Here is a 19,746-nt window from a genome sequence, read left to right on the forward strand (position 1 = left end):
AAAGAGAAAATGAAAAAAGAAAGGTCAGTTCAATCTTTCAGAAAAAAAAGAACAAAGCGTTGCAGGGAAGATGTAATTTTTGATACTGTGACATTCCTTGTTCTGTCAGTTATTTTAATTATTGTGGCATATCCCCTGTACTGGGTGGTCATTTCATCCATCAGCAGTCCCAGTGCTGTGTCCAGTGGTGATGTTTTATGGAAACCGATTGGATTTACGCTGAAGGGCTATGTGGAAGTATTTAAGAACAGTGCGGTCATGAGGGGATTTTTGAACTCCGTTATTTATACCGTCTGCGGAGTTCTTATTAACCTGGTTGTAACCCTTCCTACGGCCTACGCCCTGTCCAGAAATGTATTTGGAGGAAAGAAACCAATTACAATATTTTATATGATAACCATGTTCTTTGGCGGCGGCCTTATCCCTACTTATTTAGTCGTTAAGAACTTACATATGCTGAATTCCATGTGGGCACTGATTCTTCCGGGCTGCTTAAGCGTGTATAACATGATCGTGGCCAGAACCTTCTTCAAGTCGAATATTTCAGAAGAACTGTATGAGGCGGCCGAGATTGACGGCTGTTCCCAGGGAAAGTTTTTCTTTAAAATTGCACTTCCACTGTCGAAGGCCATCATTGCCATTCTTGTACTGTACTATGGTGTAGGACATTGGAACTCATACTTCTCAGCCCTGGTATATATCTCTGACAAGGATCATTATCCGCTGCAGCTGGTACTGCGAAATATACTGATTACCAATGAGACGGCGCTGTCACAGACGGCAACTACAAAGGCTGCCAGAGAAGCCCTTCGTGAAAAGCAGCAATTGATAGATGTTATGAAATATTCACTGATTATTATCAGCAGCATTCCGGTGCTGGTTCTCTACCCCTTTATCCAGAAACATTTTGTCAAGGGAGTAATGATTGGCTCTGTAAAAGGCTGAGAGGAACTCCAAAAGGAATCGTTTATTTGCCGGCAGTTTTTAAAACCCGGTGTATAAATAAATAAAAAGAGGAGGAATTTATTATGAAAAGAAAAGTGATTGCACTTTTACTGGCTATGGCCATGTGCACAACAACTCTTGCAGGCTGCGGCAACAAAGGAAATAATGGGGCAGACAGCAGCAAAACATCGGCACCTGATGCTACGGCAGACACAACCGATGAAAACGGAAAGGTAAACGGCCTGATGAATAAAGAGGGACTTCCCCTTGTAGACGAAGGCGCTTACGGCTTCTCCATCTTTGTGGATGACTCCAGTGAAACGGGAGAATTCTACATGATGGATGAACTGAAGAAACAAACAAATGTAGATGTAACCCTGAAACTTTTCCCCTATGAAACAGCTACGGAAAGACTGAATCTGGATTTGAACTCCGGTGATTATGCAGATGTAATCGGAGGCTGGACCTTAAATGACAGTATGATTCTGACCTATGGAGTAAAGCAGGGAATATTCATTCCCCTGGAGGATTATTTTAAGAAATACTGCCCCAATATCTCCGCAATTCTGGATTTACCGGGTGTAAGGGAAAAAATGACGGCTCCTGACGGACATATTTACACAATACCCTATGTAACAGGTGACACAACCGTCGGCTATACACCTTATATCAATGGCAAATGGCTGAAAAATGTGGGTATGGAAATGCCTACCAACACAGATGAATTCGAGGCAGTATTAAAAGCCTTCAAGGAAAAGGATGCCAATGGAAATGGTGATGCCGACGATGAAATTCCTTTTTCTGCTGACCCGAACAATAAGCACATCGAGGCTATGGCCGGATGGTTTGGTATGCCCATGGACAAATATGGTGTTGCTGTAAAGGATGATAAAGTGGTTTACGGCGGTGCCAGCGATGCTTACAGAAAATTTTTAAGCTGGTTTAACGGTCTTTACAAAGAGGGTCTGGTAGATATGGAACTCTTCACCCAGGACAGCTCCACTTGGGAAGGCAAGGGCAATAAGGATATGTACGGTGTATCCATTGCTTACGGAAGCAGTGAATTTTCAGGTATTGTACAGACATCAGAAAAGAGCGAATTTGATGTTCTTCCTGTGCTGAATACGGATAAGGGCGGCGTATGGCTGAGAGATACCAATGGCTTCAGCGTATACAGAACACAAGCAGTTATTACAGATAAGGCAAAGAACCCGGAAATTATCTGCCGCTGGTTTGATAATGCATTTGCACTGGAAAATGGTATCGGATGCAGCAAAGGCCCCGTAGGTACCGTTGTATTAAAAGAAGGTGAGGGATACCGTGCCATCGATACGACCACCCTGCCGGCAGACCAGCAGGAAAAGGTCAGCTGGAACAATCTGTGGCCTCAGGCACTTCCTAAATATTTACCTGTAGGATTTAAGTTTGTTGAAGACAAACCTCTGTATGACGAGAAAAAGGCCATGGAGAAAGTCTATGAACCGAATTTGACGAAAGATGTGATTCCTACTAATTGGATTGCCCTTGATGACATTGACAGATATTCTGATATCAGTACTGCTCTTACAAATTATTTCAATCAACAGCAGGCATTGTTTGTAACAGGTGAGCAGGATATTAATGATGATGCGCAGTGGAAAGCATATGTAGACGGTCTCAACTCCTTAGGACTGGAAGACTGGGCTAAGATGCGCGGTATTGAAACAATAGCAGAATAGCAGGAAGAATTTTACACCGCAAGGCGCCAAGGCTGGTGCTGAAGCGGTACCGGAGAAAAGCATATTACAGTTTTGCATAGTAATATGCTTTTCTTACTTTCCGATAAGAGGGGGTTTTTCTATGATGCAGGAATGGTTCAGGCAGGCGAAGCTGGGTATTTTTATCCATTATGGCATTTATGCAGTGGGGGATGTGTCGGAATCCTGGTCATTCCACAACGGCAATATCTCTTATGAGGACTATATGAAGCAGTGTGAAGGCTTTACAGCTTCCAGGTATAATCCGGGCAAGTGGGCTGAACTGTTTAAAAAGGCAGGAGCACAGTATGTGGTTATGACTTCAAAGCACCATGACGGCATGGCGTTATTTGACACAAAGTACAGTGATCTGAGTGTGGTAAAGAAAACGCCGGCGTCCAGGGATTTGGTGAAGGAATATATGGATGCAATGAGCGAAGCCGGGCTGAAGGTGGGGATTTATTATTCCCTGATTGACTGGTCGGATTCCCGTTACCGCAGTATTTATCCGGAAGGACTGAAAAAAGAGGAATGCCTGGGAGATATCTATGGTTCGCCGGCAGGCGGCGTAGAGGATTACGGGAAGTGGGAAGAATTTCTCGAATTTAATAAGGATCAGCTGAAAGAGCTGATGACCGGTTATAAGACCGTAGACCTTCTGTGGTTCGACGGTGACTGGGAAAGAAGTGCCGCCCAGTGGAAGATGCCGGAATTCCGTGAATACCTTCATACTCTGAACCCTAATGTGGTTTTGAATTCACGGATGCAGGGGTATGGTGATTATGAGACACCGGAACAGGGAATCCCCCTTTACGGACCGGAAGGGGAATGGGAGTTTTGCACCACAATTAACGATTCCTGGGGTTACCGTCCCTCTGACAATGCTTACAAGACCAGCGGGCAGATTGTGCGGATGTTCTGTGACTGCATTACTCTTGGAGGCAGGATGCTGCTGGACGTTGGCCCGAAGGAGGATGGTACCCTGGATGAACGTCAGGAAAAGGTGCTCCTGGACCTGGGAGACTGGATACGGGACCATGCAGAAGCAGTATATGGAACGGTCAGGGGTTTAAGCTACCAACAGTTCCTGGGTGGCAGCACCTTATCCGCTGATAATAGAACAATCTATCTGTTCGTATATGACAAGCCGGTGGAAGCACTGTGCGTGAAAGGCATTAAAACACCGGTTAAAAGGGTCAGTGTCCTTCACAGCCGGGAGGAAGTGAAATTTACCTATACGGGAGCATTGCCCTGGAGCGGAATTCCGGGTACTCTCTGGATTTGGGCAGGAGATATGGAATTACATCCTTTTGCTACCGTACTGAAAGTGGAGCTGGAAGGTGAGATTACCTACAATCTGGGACACGGAGAGGTTGTGACCAGTAACGACTGAGGGAAAAATGATATTTAAAATGACAGTGGTATATAATGGATCAGTATAAAAATGTGCTGAATTTCTAAAATTGCTATTGAAGCAGTATCGAAAGCAAGCTTTTAGATATTCACAAATAAGTTTGAAAATTACAGCTTTTGCATGAAAGATAAATACTAAAAGAAAGGGATAGGGTGCCGGATATGGAAAATGACTTACTAGATTCCGTGAAAATGGATGAGACAGAGAAAATAACAGCAGAAAATGGAACGGAGCAACCCAGGGAAGGGGAACAGCCCAGGAAAAAGGAATTGCCCCAGAAAAATAAATTGCTCAGGAAAGAGGAATTGTTCCAGGAAAAGGAAGTGTCCCAAGAACAGAAATTGCTCCAGGAACAGGAATTGCTCCAAGAGCAGGAGTTGCTCCAAGAACAGGAGTTGCTCCAAGAACAGGAGGTGCTCCAAGAACAGGAGTTGCTCCAAGAACAGGAGGTGCTCCAAGAACAGGAGGTGCTCCAAGAACAGGAGCAGGAAGAAAAGATACAGCAGGGAGTGCACAATTATAGTGGAGCCGACGAATATGTATGGCCGACAGATGAGAAGGTCCTTCAAAAGCTGGAATGGTTCCAGGACCAGAAGCTGGCCCTGATGATGCATTGGGGACCCTATTCCCAGCTTGGAGTCGTGGAGTCCTGGGCCCTTTCGGATGCAGATGCGGAATGGTCCAGAACGGGAATTGACTGGGAGCTCAGCGGAAAAGAATTCAAAGAACAGTATTTTGGACTGAACAAGACCTTTAACCCTATCCGCTTTGAGCCGGAAAAATGGGCAGATGTTGCGGCGGAGGCAGGCATCCGTTACCTGGTATTTACTACAAAGCACCATGACGGTTTTTGTATGTGGGATACGCAGTATTCGGACTATAAAATTACGGGAGAGGACTGCCCTTACCATACAAATCAATATGCCGATATATGCGGGCATTTATTTGAAGCCTTCCGGAAGAAGGGAATCGGCATAGCCGCTTATTTTTCCAAGGCAGACTGGCATATTGACAGCTACTGGGCCAAGGGATATCCGAGAGGGGACTATATGTGGAGAGGTCCTTCCTATGTGCCGGCAGAGCACCCGGAGGAATGGGAGAAATTCGTCCGGTTTACGGGGAATCAGATTAAGGAACTGGCCTCCCGTTACGGGAAGCTGGATATCATGTGGTTTGATGCCGGCTGGGTATGTGAGCAGACAGGCCAGGATATCCGCCTTGGGGAAGTAATCGATGAAATCAGGACCTGGCAGCCGGGAATGCTGTGTGCGGACAGAACCATCGGCGGGCCCTATGAGAATTATATTACACCGGAACAGTGTGTGCCGGAAGAACCCCTGGGAGTACCCTGGGAAAGCTGCATCACGCTGGGTACATCATTTTCCTTTGCCTATGAGGATACCTATAAATCTCCCAGAGAGGTAATCCATCTGCTGACGGACATCGTGGCAAAGGGCGGGAACCTGGCGATTAATGTTGGCCCCCAGCCGGACGGACGCCTTCCGAAGGGGGCAGTGGCTGCCTTAAAGGGAATGGGAGCATGGCTGAACGTATTCGGTGAGGCTATCTATGGCACCAGAGTCTGCGCACCCTACAAAAAAGAAAATATCGCTTTTACTAAAAAAGGGGAAAACGTATATGCCCTGGAGATGTTTTCGGAGGAGGATACGGCCGTTCCCGGTGAGGTATGGATTCCCTATGAAGGAAAAGTAAAGAATGTGACCATGCTGGATACCGGCGAGAAGGTTTTGTTTACCAGCAGTACAGGAGGCTTAACGGTAAAGCCGCCCTGCTATGACAAAACAGCAGCGCCTATTGCCAGAGTATATCAGCTGGAGGTGTGAGCAGAGATTTTAACAGCGTATAATCAGGTTTATAAGTTGAGTTGAGTTTTCTGATCTCTTTCAGGTATAAAAGTGCTACCAGTTTTTTTAACTGAAAGAAAAATAGCTGGAATAAATAGTATTTTACCTGGAAGAGAAAAAGTCAATTTATAATAGGAGGGAGGAATAGGAGATGTTTACTGCACATTTGCAGGAATATGCTTTGAATAAATATCAGGGAAGAAAAAAGTATTACACGGCCCTGTGGGAGGAAATAGAAGAAGCATTAAAAGGCTGTACGGAGGAAGAGGCGGTCCTGATGCGCTTCCTTTATGGGACAATGCCGGTACGGGATGCAGGAGAATATGATTTTTCAGTATTCTTAAGCTATGTACGGCATTCCCTCTGGCTCCGCAGGAATATGGAATGGTGCAGGGAACTGCCGGAGGATATTTTTGTCCACCATGTGCTGTATTACCGTATTAATTCGGAAGATATCAGTGACTGCCGGAAATTCTTCTATGAGCAGCTGAAAGGCAGAATTCAGGGAAGGAGCCTTGAAGAGGCCGTACTTGAAATCAATTACTGGTGTGCGGAAAATGCCGTGTATGAAGCAACGGATGAACGTACGGCTTCTCCTGTGACAATGTTCCGGTGCGGAAAGGGCCGCTGCGGGGAAGAATCGACGTTCACAGTTACGGCATACCGGAGTGTGGGAATTCCGGCCCGTCAGGTCTACACACCCAGATGGGCCCACTGTGACGATAATCATGCCTGGGTGGAAGTATATCTTCATGGAAAATGGTATTTCCTTGGAGCCTGTGAGCCGGAGGAGGTATTGAATAAAGGATGGTTTACTGTACCTGCCAACCGGGCTATTTTGATACACAGCCGTACATTTTCCGATTTTATGCCTAGTCCCTCCGAGGAATGCATTGGAAAAGAAGACCTGCTGACCTATTACAATAATACGTCTTATTACGCTAAGACCAGAGAGCTTGCCGTGACAGTAAAGGACCCTGTGGGACAGCCGGCGGAAGGAGCCTTTGTGGCCTTGGAAATCCTTAACATGGCGGAATATTTTCCTGCGGTTACCTTAATAACGGACAGCAGGGGAGAAGTACATGTCTCAGCCGGCCTTGGGGATGTCAGGGTAAGAGCCTGGAAGGGGGATGCCTTTGGGGAAAAGAAGGTATCCTTAAAAGTAACGGGGAAAGCAGAGCTGTTACTGGAGTGCAGCAGGGAAAAAACGGACTGGGTGACTGATAAATGGGAACGGACAGAAGTATCCGCACCTGAAGAGTGCCCGCTGCATCTGGAGAAGGAAACCCGGGAACAGAAGGAACGGAAGGAAAAACGTTTAAAAGAAGCTGGACAGATTCGGGAACAGCGCTTTGCAGCTTACTATGATGAGGAACTGGCCCGGGCATATACAGCGGAAGCAGGAATGCTGAGGGTATCAGGTGAAAATATCGGTGAAATCCTTGCCTTTCTTACAAGGGACGAAAATCCCGACAGAAAACCAATGCTTCACAGTCTGGCAGTAAAAGATTACAAGGATCTGAAAGCAGACATCCTGGAAGACCACCTGTGCTGTGAGCAGGGAAGCTTAGCAAGGGAGCTATATGAGAAGTATCTGCTTTGCCCAAGAATACACCGGGAGGAGCTGACACCTTACCGGAGCTTTATAAAGAAATATTTCACGGAGGAAGAGAAGGAGCGCTTTGTGCAGAACCCGGAGCAGATTTGGAGCTATATCAAAGCTGCCATCCGCTATGACACAGTGGTGGATTATAAGACAATCTGCGCCACTCCCATTGGATGCCTGAAAATGAAACAGGGCAGCCCTCTGGCACAGAACATCCTCTTTGCAGCAATCTGCCGGAGCCTGAATATTCCGGCAAGACTGAATCAGGTCACACTGGCTCCGGAATATCTGAACCAGGGCACCTTTACCGTACCGGAAGGCTTTACAAATGGACAGAAAGTAAAAAGCACCGCAAAAGAGGATGGGGCATCCCTTCTTCTGAAAGCAGCGGAAGGAAGCAAATGGAATTATTTCCAGACCTGGACCATTGGCAGGCTGGAAGGCGCACATTTTGATACGCTGAACTACGAAGGAGTTCCCTTTGAAAATAATGCCCTGGAGCTTGTGCTGGAGCCTGGAATTTACCGCCTTGTCACTTCACTGCGAATGCCGGATGGAGGCCAGCAGGCCTCCCAGAGGGTATTTTATTTAAAGCCCGGGGAGCAAAAATCCATAGAAATGATACTTTGGGAAAACAAAGCAGAGGATATACTGGTGAATTACCCTCTGAAGGATTTTAAACTCCAGGATAACACCGGAAAGGAATACAATATTTCCGAACTTAGGACAGAGGAGCCGGGGATTCTGGCATTCCTTGGGGTAGGGGCGGAGCCTACGGAGCATGTATTGAATGAACTGCTGGCATCGGCAGTCCATTGGAACGGGATAACTGCCAGAATGATTATGGTCCTTCGGGAACCGGGAGAACAAAAGAATGGGACCCTGCACAGGGTTTTAGAGAATCTCACCGGAATAGAACTGTATTATGACAAAGAAAGAAGCTGTGAAAGAGCGGCCGCTGCGATGCATGTGGATGCGGACAAACTACCTGTCCTTATTCTATTGCAAAAAGAGCTGACCGGCATTTATGCCTGCTCGGGATATAATGTCGGCAGTGTGGAGCTTATGCTGAAACTTCTGGAACAGCAGCAAATTAAAAGGAGGAAAACAAATGAGTAAAATTATTGGAAATTCCCTGCCGTCCATTCCCTGGCAGGATAAACCTGAGGGGTATAAAAAGCCGGTTTGGCGCTATAACAGTAATCCGATTATAAAAAGGGATGCCACTTCAATCTCCAACAGTATCTTTAACAGTGCGGTAATCCCCTATAAAGAAGGCTTTGCAGGGGTGTTCCGCTGTGACAGCAGAGCGGTGAGCATGGACATTTTTACGGGCTTCAGTGAAGACGGCATCCACTGGAATATTGAGGAGAAGCCCATTACCTTTTTGGGGGATGACCAGGAAATCCTGAAAAGAGAATACCGTTATGACCCAAGGGTGTGCTTTATCGAAGACAGGTATTACATTACCTGGTGCAACGGCTACCATGGGCCTACCATCGGCGTAGGCTATACCTTTGATTTTAAGACCTTTTATCAGCTGGAAAATGCATTTCTGCCCTATAACCGCAACGGTGTCCTGTTTCCCAGGAAAATCAACGGGAAGTACGCCATGCTGAGCAGGCCCAGTGATACGGGGCACACTCCTTTCGGAGATATATTTTACAGCCAGAGCAGTGACCTGGAATACTGGGGACACCACAGACATGTTATGTCCTCTTACAAAGGGGATGCATCCGCATGGCAGGGGACTAAGATTGGACCTGGCCCCATTCCCATAGAGACGGACGAGGGCTGGCTGCTGATCTACCATGGCGTTATCAATACCTGCAACGGCTTTGTATACCGTGTGGGCTCCGCCATACTGGACCTGGAGGAACCCTGGAAGGTAAAATACCGCTCCAGGTATTATATTCTGGGACCGGAAGAATACTATGAGTGCGTAGGCGATGTGCCCAATGTAGTATTTCCCTGTGCTGCCTTAACGGATAAGGATACCGGAAGGATCGCGCTCTATTATGGCTGTGCCGATACGGTAACGGGCCTGGCTTTTACTACGGTGGATGAATTGATTCAATTTACGAAGGAACATACATTTTAATTGCCGGGAAGGTTTGGAGGAAGGCTGCCATGGATTTTTTAGATAAAAGAGTAAGTGTTATCTGCAATGAACTGAAAAAGTTATCCGTCGTAAAGGCGGTACCGGTGGAAAACTGGCTTTATAAGAAGGGAAATTACATACATCCGGAGGAGGTGCAGAAGGCATCCCCGGAATGGGAGAGCTTTGACAGCAATACCATGCACTGGTATGGACCCGATGAACACTACTGGTTCCGCAGTGATTTTATGGTGCCGGAAGGCCTTGAGGGCAAATCCATATGGCTCAAGGTGAAGACCCAGATTGAGGAGTGGGATGACGGAAAGAACCCTCAGTTCCTGCTGTTTGTAGATGGTGCCGCAACCCAGGGAATTGATATGAACCATCGTCAGGTACTTTTAACAAAGGAGGCTGTAAAAGGCCGTACTTACCAGCTTGACCTGCAAGCCTATACGGGAACCCTGCATTCGGAATTCAATCTGATAGCAGAGATTCAGGAAGTGGACCCGAAGCTTCAAAAGCTCTATTATGATATCAGTGTACCCTTAAGTGCCTTTGCCCGTATGGAAAAGGACGACAGGGTACGGATGGATATTGAAAGAGTACTGAACGAGACAGTCAACTTACTGGACCTTCGGACCCCCTATTCCGGGGAATTCTATGCTTCCCTGGATGAGGCCGAAAGCTATATTGCAAAGGCTTTATATGAGGACATGGCAGGCTTTCAGGATGTCATTGCCACCTGCATCGGGCATACCCATATTGATGTGGCCTGGTGGTGGACTGTAGAGCAGACCAGGGAGAAGGTGGCAAGAAGCTTTGCCACCGTATTGAAGCTGATGGAGGAATATCCAAATTATAAATTCATGTCCAGCCAGCCCCAGTTATATTACTTTTTGAAGGAACGTTATCCCGAGCTGTATGCAAGGCTGAAGGAAAGAGTAAAGGAAGGACGCTGGGAGCCGGAAGGCGGCATGTGGGTAGAGGCGGACTGCAACCTTACCTCCGGGGAATCCCTGGTTCGGCAGTTCCTCCATGGAAAGAGGTTTTTCAAGGAGGAATTTGGAGTGGATAACCGTGTGCTCTGGCTGCCGGACGTATTCGGATATTCCGGTGCGCTGCCCCAGATAATGAAAAAAAGCGGTATTGATTATTTCATGACAACAAAGCTTGCCTGGAACCAGTTCAATAAGATTCCTTTTGATACCTTTGAATGGAAGGGAATTGACGGTACCAGGGTTCTGACTCATTTGATCACCACACTGGGAGTGGGACAGAGCAATAAGGAATTTTTCACTACCTATAACGGAATGCTGCATCCCGATGCCATCATGGGCGGCTGGACGCGCTACCAGAATAAGGATATCAACGAGGATATTCTGATTTCCTATGGTTACGGTGACGGCGGCGGCGGTCCTACCAGAGAAATGCTGGAAACCTCCCTGCGTATGGAAAAGGGAGTGAAGGGGATTCCAAAAGTGCGCCAGGAATTTTCCGGAACCTATTTTAAGGAGCTGGAAGAGAGGGTGAAAGGAAATAAGCGCCTTCCTCTCTGGGAAGGGGAGCTGTATTTTGAATACCACAGGGGAACCTATACCTCCATGGCCAGAAATAAACGTTCCAACCGAAAGAGCGAGCTGATGCTTATGGATTTGGAGCTGCTTTCTCTGCTGGCCGATGAAAAATGTGCCTATCCGGCGAAGGAGCTGGACCGTATGTGGAAAACGGTTCTGATCAACCAGTTCCATGACATCCTTCCCGGTTCCTCCATTAAGGAGGTTTATGAAGTAACCAGACAGGAATATGCTGAATTGAAGGATAAGGGAGAAGCTCTTATCGGAGAACGTCTGAGGGCATTGACCGGTGAGGATGGAAAGGATTGTATTACCCTTTATAATACCTTGGGCTTTGAGAGGGATGATGTGATTAATCTGGGGGATTTTGACGGGACTGCCTTAATAGAGGAAGACGGTACCAGGTATCCGGTCCAGAAAACATCCGGAGGAGCCCTTGCCTTTGTAAAAGGCCTGCCCTCCAAGGGGTGGAAAGCCTTTCAGACGGACAGGGAGAAAGAGGACATTGCTCAGAAACCACCTGGAAAGGGTAATCTGCCTTTCCGCCTGGAGGAGAATTGTCTGGAAACACCTTACTACCGTATCTGCTTTAATAAAAAGGGCCTGATTGTCTCCCTTTACGATAAGGAAAATGACAGGGAAGTCATACAGCAGGGCAAAGAGGCAAATTTATTCTGCATGTATGAGGATAAGCCCATGTATTATGATAACTGGGATATCGATATTTATTATACGGAAAAGAGTTGGGAGGTAACCGATGTTACCAGGCTGGAATGGACTCAGCTGGGAGAGGTATGCACCGTGCTGGAAATCGACCGTAAAGTCAGCAATTCCCTGATAAAACAGCAGATCCGCTTCTATGCACAGAGCAGGAGGATTGATTTCTCCACCTATGTGGACTGGAAGGAGCACCAGCACCTGTTAAAGGTTCATTTTCCGGTGGATATCCATACGGATGAGGCGGCCTTTGATATACAGTTCGGTAATGTAACAAGAAAAGTCCATGCCAATACCAGCTGGGATGCGGCAAGATTTGAAAGCTGCGGACAGAAATGGATGGACCTTTCGGAAGGGCATTATGGTGTCAGCTTGCTAAATGACTGCAAATACGGCCACTCCGTAAAGGAAGGCAATATGGCCCTTACCTTGATTAAATCGGGCATTGAACCGAATCCGACTACGGACCAGGAAGAACATTTCTTTACCTATGCCCTTTATCCCCATGCAGAAACCTGGCGCAACAGCGAAACGGTGCAGGAAGCCTATCAATTAAACCAGCCGGCCTATGCAGTAGCCGGCGGGGAAAAGGGAAGCCGGTATTCCCTTGCCTCCGTGGATAAAAAGAATGTCATGCTGGAGACCATAAAAGAGGCGGAGGACGGCAATGGTATAATCCTCCGTGCATATGAGTTCGAAAATGCTGCGGTGAAGGCATTTATCCGGCTGGAGCTTGGAGGCAAAAAATTTAGGGTTGCAGAGTGCAGCCTGATGGAGGAAAATATAACGGAGGCAGAAGTACAGGAGGATGGTTTCCCTATTAATATTAAGCCTTATGAAATAAAAACATACCGCATTCAGATAGTGCAGTAAATGCCCTATATGGGCATGTATATCTATCCGAAGGTACAAAGCTTTGAGAGCAGGACAGAGAGCGGACGGGCTGATGGATAAATGCCAGCAGTCCGTCTTTTAGGGAGCCGGAAAGAAAGGTTGGGCATCATGCAAGCAGCAGAAGAAAGAGCAAGAGCACTATTGGCTAAGATGACTCTAAAGGAAAAGATAGGGCAGGTAAATCAGAGGCTGTATGGTTTTGGAATTTACCAGAGGGTTCCCAGAGAAGGACAGGAGGATGATATCCTTCTGTCAGAGGAATTCAAAAAGGAAGTTGAAAAATTCAGCGGACTTGGTGTGCTTTATGGCTTATACCGGGCTGACCCCTGGTCCGGCAAAAATTTTGACAACGGCCTGACAGGAGCCTATGCCGCTAAGGCATATAATTTGGTGCAGCGATATGTGATAGAGCATTCCAGACTGGGAATTCCCATGCTGCTGAGCTCGGAGTGCCCTCATGGGCATCAGGCACTGGACGGATATCTTCTTCCGGTAAATCTGGCAGCAGGTGCCACCTTCCATACAGAGCTTCTGGAAAGGGCCTACCGGGTCTGCGGCAGGCAGCTGAAGGAAATGGGAGTGGATATGGCATTGATTTCCACCCTGGATATTCTGAGAGACCCAAGATGGGGAAGAAGTGAAGAATGCTACGGTGAAGACCCTTATCTTGCCGGGGAATTAGCAAAAGCCGCCGTAAAGGGTATCCAGTGCGAAGGCGTGGACGCAGTAGTGAAACATTTCTGTGCCCAGGGAGAAGGAACCGGAGGAATTAATGCCAGCGCCGCAAGAATCGGGGAAAGGGAGCTTCGGGAAATCCACCTGCCGGTGATGAAGGCCTGTGCCAAGGTTCATGCAAGGGGAGTGATGGCAGCCTATAATGAAATAGACGGGATTCCCTGCCATGCCAACAAAAAGCTCCTAACAGACATCTTAAGGGGAGAGATGGGCTTTCAGGGAATCGTAATGGCGGACGGAGTTGCCATAGACCAGCTGGATGTCATGACGGGAGACAATGTACTTTCGGGAGCACTGGCCTTAAGGGCAGGTGTGGATGTCGGTTTATGGGACCAGGCCTTTGGAAGGCTGGAGGAAGCGGTAGAAAGAGATGCCACCCTTACGGAGGAGCTTGACCGGGCTGTTTTAAGGGTGCTTACCGTAAAGTTTGAGAGAGGACTGTTCGATAATCCCTATAGAGAGGAAAGCTCCCAGGGTTCGATCTATAGCTATGAGAAGAACACGGAAAGCCTGGATTTAGCCAGGGAATCCCTTGTCCTGCTGGAAAACCGGAATAATATCCTTCCCCTTTCCCTTGACTGTCTTCAGTCTGTGGCGGTAATTGGGCCCAACAGCGATGCCTTATATAACCAGCTGGGTGACTACACACCGCCTGTAAGGGAAGAAGAGGGTGTAACGGTACTGGAGGGAATAAGGCAGGCAGTCAGAGACTATGAAGGACGGACCGGGCGGAAAATCAGGATAGACCATGTAAAGGGCTGCGGCCTTCTGAGCACCTCGGAGGACGATATCAGCAGGGCGGTAAAGGCAGCAAAAGAATCGGAGGCAGTCATTCTGGTACTGGGAGGCTCCTCCAGCCGTTTTGGGGAAGTTGTCTTTGATTCCAACGGTGCTGCCATATCCGGAGGCAAAGCAGATATGGACTGCGGAGAGGGAATGGATGTGCACAGCCTGGAGCTTCCAGGGCTGCAGAACCGGCTGGTCAGGGAAGTGCTCTCTGCCGGCGTTCCGGTAATTGCTGTCTGCATACAGGGAAGACCCTATGCAATAACAGAGCTTTCACAGAAAGCAGATGGTCTTCTTTGCTGCTTTTATCCGGGAATGAAAGGGGGCCAGGCAGTAGCGGAGGCTATCTTTGGAAAGCTTTCTCCCTCCGGCTGCCTTCCGGTATCCATTCCAAGGCATTCAGGGCAGCTGCCGGTCTATTATAACTACAAAGCTTCCTACCGTGCCATGAGTTACCGGGATTTGGATAATACTCCTCTTTATACCTTTGGTTACGGAAAAAGCTATACCTCATTCTCCTTCGGCAATATCCGGCTGGAAGTCCCGGAGGAAGGAAAAAGGACGGAGGAAATGCCGGCTATAACCGGAGAACAGCTAAAGTCTTCCGGAATCCGGCTCCACTTTACGGTTACCAATACCGGTAAAATGGATGGCTTTTGCGTGCCCCAGCTTTATATCCGTCAGGAAGCCTCAGGCACCATCCGGAGAGTGAAGGAATTAAAGGACTTTTGTAAGGTATGGGTTCCCATGGGAGAGACCAGGGAAGGTATGCTGGCACTGGATGAGGAGAAGCTTTCCGTCTGGAACGGAGAGATGGAGTTTAAGGCCGAGCCCGGCACCTTCCGGCTGTTATTACAGGATGGGGAAGGCCCGGTATGGGAAGGCGCCTTAGAGGTCACTTCGAATAGTAAGTAAGAGAATAAATTAAATGCCTGAAGAATTGCTCAGAAAAGGAGAAAATCATGTATATTTTACCGGTACCCCAGCAATGGGAAGAAAAAGAAGGCGTATTTTTACTGGATTACCATAGCAGAATTTCAGTGGCTGCTGCGGTTACGGAGCATAGCCATTATTATGCAAAGCTTTTACAGGAGGATTTACAAAAGCAATTGGGCTACGTGCCTGCCATAACCAGGGGAGAAAGAGAGGCAGGTGATATTCTGCTGGGACTTGACGCCTCCCTCCCGGAAGAAGCGTATCATCTGGATATCCGCAGTGACGGGATTCAACTGGCGGCCGGAAGTGAAAGGGGACTTTTATACGGCATACAGACCCTGCGCCAGATGGTCTCCCAGGCAGGAGCCCTGCTTCCCTGCTGTGAAATTAAGGATTATCCGGAAATAGCCAACCGGGGATATTATTTTGATGTTACCAGAGGACGGATTCCCACCATGGAAAGCCTTAAGGCTCTGGCGGACAAATTAAGCTATTATAAAATGAACCAGCTGCAGCTGTACATCGAGCACAGTTATCTTTTCCGGAATCAAAGTGAGGTCTGGAGGGATGATACGCCTCTGACAGCCCAGGATATTCTGGAGCTGGATGCCTATTGCCGGCGCCTGAATATTGAGCTGGTGCCTTCCGTGTCCACTTTCGGGCATCTGTACAAGGTATTGAGTACGAAAACCTATGGAAACTACTGTGAAGCACCCGAACAGGCAAAAGAAGAATTTTCTTTCCATGACCGGATGCATCATCACACCCTGGATGTATCCAATGAGGGGAGCATTGCATTTGCAAAGAAGCAAATCGAGGAATTCCTGCCTTTGTTTACCTCAGGACAATTTAATATTTGTGCCGATGAAACCTTTGATCTGGGCAAGGGAAAGAGCAGGGAGCTGGCCGAAAAGAAGGGAATTCAAAGGCTTTACCTGGACTTTGTGAAAGAACTGTGTGAATTTGTAATAGAAAAAGGAAAACGCCCTATGTTCTGGGGGGATATTATCGCAGGATTTCCGGAAGCTGTCCGCGAACTTCCGGAGGAGGTAATCTGTCTGAACTGGGGATATTCACCGGAGCAGAAGGAGAATGAGACAAAGGCCCTCCATGATGCCGGAGCAGTGCAGTATGTATGCCCGGGGGTAGGAGGCTGGAACCAGTTCATCAACCTGATAGACAGCTCCTATCAGAATATATCGAAGATGTGCTCCTATGCCCATAAATATCAGGCCCTGGGTGTCCTGAATACGGACTGGGGTGATTTTGGACATATCAACCACCCGGAATTTTCAACAACAGGACTTATATACGGAGCTGCTTTTTCCTGGAACCGGGAGCAGCTGGAATTTTCGGAAATCAACCGACAGGTATCCTGCATAGAGTATGGTGACTGCAGCGGAAAATTTGTGGACAGGGTTGCCGCAGCCTCCCAGAAATCCGTATTTGACTGGTGGCATGTGGTAATGTATAAAGAATTCGGAAATACGGAGTTTACGGAAAAGGAAACACTGGAGAAAATTCCTGCTGCCAATGGGGAATTGACAAAATTAAAACAGGAATTTTATGAGGGGCTCGTTTTCATGAAACCGGAAAAGAGAAGCCTGATAAAGGCTTACCTGGTAGCAGTGGATGGAATGATACTCTTTAACAATATCGGGGCTGCCATTGCCTGCGGGAAATACAAAGCAGCAGGGGAAGCAAAGAAAGGACTTGCCAGGGAGCTGGAATACTGGTTCTATGATTACAAGGAAGTCTGGAGGACGGTCAGCAGGGAATCAGAGCTTTACCGGCTGCAGGATATTATTATATGGTATGCGGATTTACTGAGGTGTCTGGATTAAAAAGAAGGATGCTCGAGGGGCAAATATCCCCCTGGTATTAATCTGCCAGACAGTTGAGGTTAATTTAATATATATAGCAAGATAAGAAGACGGGAAACCGGGGAGGATAAGGAAACGGATAATGGGTAAGTTAATCGGATATGTCGGCACCGGGGATTTAAACGAGGTGACTGCGGAGGATGTAAATAATCTGGATGTGATCAATATAGCTTTTGGGCACATCCGGCAGGGCCGGGCGGAATGGAACCATCCGGAATGCAAAGCTGCTTTATCACGGATAAAGTCCCGGAATCCTGATATAAAAATTCTTTTGTCGATAGGAGGCTGGAGTGCCTCTGGATTCTCAGAAGCTGCTATGACAGAGAAAAACAGAAAGCAGCTGGCTGCCTCCGCCTTGGATATTATAAAAGAATACAATTTGGACGGAGTCGATATTGATTGGGAATATCCCTGCTTTCGTGTTGCGGGAATCGACGGAAGTGAAAAAGACAGGGAAAACTTCACTTTGCTTCTGGAAGCCTTAAGAAGGACCTTGGACGAAGCAGGGGATAGAACATATCTGTTAACCATTGCAGCAGGAGGCGGGGATTATTTTACCTCCTGCACCGAGATGGATAAAGTACAGGGGTATCTGGATTATGTCCAGCTGATGACTTACGATTTAAAGGGAGGTTTTCAGACCTTTACCGGTCACCATACCAGCCTGTATTCCAACAAAAGGGATTTGTTTCCGGCCAGTACGGACAGGGCGGTGGAATGCTTTATCCAGGCTGGGGTACCCAAAGAAAAATTAGTAATCGGCGGGGCCTTTTATTCCAGGGAATGGAGAAATGTACCGGATGTTGAGCATGGGCTCCACCAGATGGCAGGAACAACAGGAGGATACGGCCCGGCTTACCATAGTCTTATACGGGATTATGTGGATAAGAACGGATATGTCCGGTATTGGGACGAGGAGGCAAAAGCGCCTTACCTGTTTAATGGAGAGACCTTCATAAGCTATGATGATAAGGAATCCTTAAAAAGAAAAGCAGAATATGCAGAGGAGAAGGGCTTGTTCGGGCTGATGTATTGGGAATACGGCTGTGATAAGACCCATACCCTGACCGGCTGGATGAGAAAACAGCTGGATTTGGCAGAGGCAGACCGTAAAAAAATGAAAATTGGTTTGGAACAGCGGCAGATTTAGTGATAAAGGGGAGCCCGTTGTCCGGATATCTTATAAAAGGCTGGATTTTAAACACCAGTCTTTTTTGATGGAAGGATTTATTAGGATTTATTATTTATTAAAAAAATAAATGAAAAAGGTAGAAAATGGAAGATAATGAGACAAAATGAGTTAAATAATGTAAGATAAAGTAAAATAAGTGGCGTAATTCAACATATGTGGATTTGCATAACTTTTATAGAGGGAGTATAACATAGGAGTCATTATTTTAATTTTTAAAGGGGGTATACTATGAGAACTTTTTTTCAAGATTTAAGGGACAATCTGGTTGACCAGTACTTGACCTGTCCTGCCTACATGTACCTGTGCGATAGCCAGGGCTTCAATCCCACCATTCATTTGAATTCCATAGCTGATGTGGAAGAGGCACCTTTTATTGCTACCACAATGTTCAAGAAGTCGGCGCAGATGTTTACAAATTTATTAAGGGTACCGTTGGAGTCCGTTGACAAATGGACAGTCTCAAGCAGTACAAGCGGAGATCCAAGCATCGTGGGGAGACGGGCTTGTGACCTCTTACAATTGCAGAAGTTTAATGAACTGGATCGAAGCGTGTTTCGCCCGGATACGGAGCAGGACATTGTTTTCTATCCGGAACCGGAGGTAATGAAAAAGTACAGAAGTGAGGTAATATATGGAATACATACAGAATCCTTTATCGGAAACGTCCTGGATATATATCACTTCAAAGAAAACACCGTATTTGTTATCAAACCGGAGGGGGACGACCTGACTATTGATATGGAGGGATTTATCAAAGCCCTGAAAGAACATGACGGACTTGACCATTACCTGTCAATAAGAGGCTCGACACCTTTGCTTTACAGTGCGGTAAAAGCCTTAAAAGATACAATGAATCCCTTTCACCTTGGAAGCCATGTACTGGTCCACACAGGCGGCGGCGGATGGGATGGCAAGAAAGGAACCGTAAGTGTTGGAACGGACATAAAAAAACAGGACTTTGTGGAATGTGTTTCAGATTTCTTAGGTATACCCGAAGAAAATTTCATCGACTCCTATTCCTTTACGGAAAACTGCTTCCTTGTGACAGGACATTACTCAAAAGAATATAAAGATTACCTGTACCATATTCCAAGCTGGGGAAAAGTAATGATCAGGGATATGAAGACCTTAAAGCCCCTGAGTAATCCGGGTGACAAGGGCTTTATCCAGATGCTGAATGCTTATGGAACAAGTACCTATGCCGGAGCCTCTGTTTTAGTTGACGATATAGGGGAAATCCTATCTATGGATGAATGCCCGGACTGTAAGAGTAATCTCATGACGATAAAAATAATCGGAAGAGTAAAAGGGGCAGAAGCAAAGGGCTGCGGTGCAACTCTGAACGTAAATAATAAAGGCTGAAGA

At 47.0% G+C, this 19,746-nt stretch carries 11 protein-coding genes; all 11 read left to right on the plus strand.

The genetic code is table 11. The features are described 5' to 3' along the window. Positions 1 to 9 precede the first annotated feature (9 nt). The 11 genes from BUB77_RS16095 to BUB77_RS16145 all read left to right on the plus strand — a co-directional run bounded on the left by BUB77_RS16095 (position 10) and on the right by BUB77_RS16145 (position 19,743). Positions 10 to 945: a carbohydrate ABC transporter permease gene (locus BUB77_RS16095; RefSeq protein ID WP_073277758.1), complete on the plus strand. Its 936-nt coding sequence runs from the start codon at positions 10 to 12 to the stop codon at positions 943 to 945. Between the two features lie 83 nt (positions 946 to 1,028). Beyond that, positions 1,029 to 2,663 (plus strand): extracellular solute-binding protein, encoded by a 1,635-nt coding sequence (locus BUB77_RS16100; protein WP_073277760.1) that lies wholly within the window; start codon positions 1,029 to 1,031, stop codon positions 2,661 to 2,663. 121 nt (positions 2,664 to 2,784) lie between these two features. Then, positions 2,785 to 4,074 (plus strand): alpha-L-fucosidase, encoded by a 1,290-nt coding sequence (locus BUB77_RS16105; RefSeq protein ID WP_073277762.1) that lies wholly within the window; start codon positions 2,785 to 2,787, stop codon positions 4,072 to 4,074. A 182-nt stretch (positions 4,075 to 4,256) separates the two neighbouring features. Beyond that, a complete protein-coding gene (locus tag BUB77_RS16110) occupies positions 4,257 to 5,939 on the plus strand; it encodes an alpha-L-fucosidase (RefSeq protein ID WP_242962531.1) in 1,683 nt (560 codons plus the stop codon). 172 nt (positions 5,940 to 6,111) lie between these two features. Next, a complete protein-coding gene (locus BUB77_RS16115; RefSeq protein WP_073277764.1) occupies positions 6,112 to 8,685 on the plus strand; it encodes a transglutaminase domain-containing protein in 2,574 nt (857 codons plus the stop codon). Continuing rightward, the gene (locus tag BUB77_RS16120) at positions 8,678 to 9,667 is read left to right on the plus strand and encodes a glycoside hydrolase family 130 protein (RefSeq protein WP_073277766.1); all 990 of its coding nucleotides are present in this window, start codon (positions 8,678 to 8,680) and stop codon (positions 9,665 to 9,667) included. The genes BUB77_RS16115 and BUB77_RS16120 overlap by 8 nt, the downstream gene beginning before the upstream one ends. A gap of 29 nt (positions 9,668 to 9,696) precedes the next feature. Beyond that, positions 9,697 to 12,828, plus strand: coding sequence for an alpha-mannosidase (locus BUB77_RS16125; protein ID WP_073277768.1), 3,132 nt, complete (start codon positions 9,697 to 9,699; stop codon positions 12,826 to 12,828). A 129-nt stretch (positions 12,829 to 12,957) separates the two neighbouring features. Then, on the plus strand, positions 12,958 to 15,285 hold the full coding sequence (locus tag BUB77_RS16130) for a glycoside hydrolase family 3 N-terminal domain-containing protein (protein ID WP_139241207.1): 2,328 nt from the start codon (positions 12,958 to 12,960) through the stop codon (positions 15,283 to 15,285). A gap of 47 nt (positions 15,286 to 15,332) precedes the next feature. Further along, positions 15,333 to 17,150, plus strand: coding sequence for a glycoside hydrolase family 20 zincin-like fold domain-containing protein (locus BUB77_RS16135; RefSeq protein WP_073277770.1), 1,818 nt, complete (start codon positions 15,333 to 15,335; stop codon positions 17,148 to 17,150). A gap of 121 nt (positions 17,151 to 17,271) precedes the next feature. Continuing rightward, positions 17,272 to 18,339, plus strand: a complete 1,068-nt coding sequence (locus BUB77_RS16140) for a glycoside hydrolase family 18 protein (RefSeq protein ID WP_073277772.1) — start codon at positions 17,272 to 17,274, stop codon at positions 18,337 to 18,339. 270 nt (positions 18,340 to 18,609) lie between these two features. Beyond that, positions 18,610 to 19,743, plus strand: coding sequence for a LuxE/PaaK family acyltransferase (locus tag BUB77_RS16145; RefSeq protein WP_073277774.1), 1,134 nt, complete (start codon positions 18,610 to 18,612; stop codon positions 19,741 to 19,743). Positions 19,744 to 19,746 lie beyond the last annotated feature (3 nt).

The organism is Anaerocolumna jejuensis DSM 15929, from assembly GCF_900142215.1.
Taxonomy (GTDB): Bacteria; Bacillota; Clostridia; order Lachnospirales; family Lachnospiraceae; genus Anaerocolumna; species Anaerocolumna jejuensis.

Excerpts from the sequence above, each read along its gene's own strand:
- BUB77_RS16095 (WP_073277758.1), top strand. The coding sequence starts at position 10 with ATGAAAAAAGAAAGGTCAGTTCAATCTTTCAGAAAAAAAAGAACAAAG.
- BUB77_RS16100 (WP_073277760.1), top strand. The coding sequence starts at position 1,029 with ATGAAAAGAAAAGTGATTGCACTTTTACTGGCTATGGCCATGTGCACA.
- BUB77_RS16105 (WP_073277762.1), top strand. The coding sequence starts at position 2,785 with ATGATGCAGGAATGGTTCAGGCAGGCGAAGCTGGGTATTTTTATCCAT.
- BUB77_RS16110 (WP_242962531.1), top strand. The coding sequence starts at position 4,257 with ATGGAAAATGACTTACTAGATTCCGTGAAAATGGATGAGACAGAGAAA.
- BUB77_RS16115 (WP_073277764.1), top strand. The coding sequence starts at position 6,112 with ATGTTTACTGCACATTTGCAGGAATATGCTTTGAATAAATATCAGGGA.
- BUB77_RS16120 (WP_073277766.1), top strand. The coding sequence starts at position 8,678 with ATGAGTAAAATTATTGGAAATTCCCTGCCGTCCATTCCCTGGCAGGAT.
- BUB77_RS16125 (WP_073277768.1), top strand. The coding sequence starts at position 9,697 with ATGGATTTTTTAGATAAAAGAGTAAGTGTTATCTGCAATGAACTGAAA.
- BUB77_RS16130 (WP_139241207.1), top strand. The coding sequence starts at position 12,958 with ATGCAAGCAGCAGAAGAAAGAGCAAGAGCACTATTGGCTAAGATGACT.
- BUB77_RS16135 (WP_073277770.1), top strand. The coding sequence starts at position 15,333 with ATGTATATTTTACCGGTACCCCAGCAATGGGAAGAAAAAGAAGGCGTA.
- BUB77_RS16140 (WP_073277772.1), top strand. The coding sequence starts at position 17,272 with ATGGGTAAGTTAATCGGATATGTCGGCACCGGGGATTTAAACGAGGTG.
- BUB77_RS16145 (WP_073277774.1), top strand. The coding sequence starts at position 18,610 with ATGAGAACTTTTTTTCAAGATTTAAGGGACAATCTGGTTGACCAGTAC.